Below are 531 nucleotides of genomic sequence, written 5' to 3'. Positions count from 1 at the left end.
GCTCGCCATCGCGCGCGCGCATGGCATCGCCTGGCGGCCGGTGGGCGGCAGCGAGCGCGTCGTGCTCGAACGGCCCGGTCGCGCGGTGGCGCGGGAGGAGGTGGTGCTGGCGCTGCGCGCCGCACTGCGGGGCCAGGGGCTGGAGGAGGAGGCCGAGCTCGAACTCGCCGGCTTCGCGCCGCCGCTCGTCCCGGAACGCGCCTTCGTCCAGATCGCGGTGGAGGGCGCGGTGCTGGATGCGGCGGGGGGACGCTTCGCGGCGACGCTCGCCGTGGCGGCGGAAGGCATGCCGACGCAGCGCCTGCGTCTCGCGGGGCGCGTCGTGCCGACCGTGCCGGTGCTCGTCGCGGCGCGAAGGATGGCAGCCGGCGAGGTGGTGCGCGCGGCGGATGTCAGGCTGGTGCGCGTGCCTGCCTCCCGCCTTCGTCCCGGCGCGGCGCAGGAGGCGGGACAGGTGGTGGGCCAGGCGCTGCGCCGGCCGGCCGCGGCGGACCAGCCGCTGCTGCTCGCCGACCTCGCCGCCGCGACGGC

Annotated in this window: 1 protein-coding gene; it reads left to right on the top strand. The window is 78.9% G+C overall.

What is annotated here, in order from left to right:
- On the top strand, positions 1-531 hold a 531-nt coding region (locus L2I40_RS24355; RefSeq protein ID WP_237217896.1), incomplete at both ends, for an SAF domain-containing protein.

Source organism: Falsiroseomonas oryziterrae, assembly GCF_021864505.1.
Lineage (GTDB): Bacteria > Pseudomonadota > Alphaproteobacteria > Acetobacterales > Acetobacteraceae > Falsiroseomonas > Falsiroseomonas oryziterrae.
This window is presented reverse-complemented; position numbering and strand designations above follow the sequence as displayed.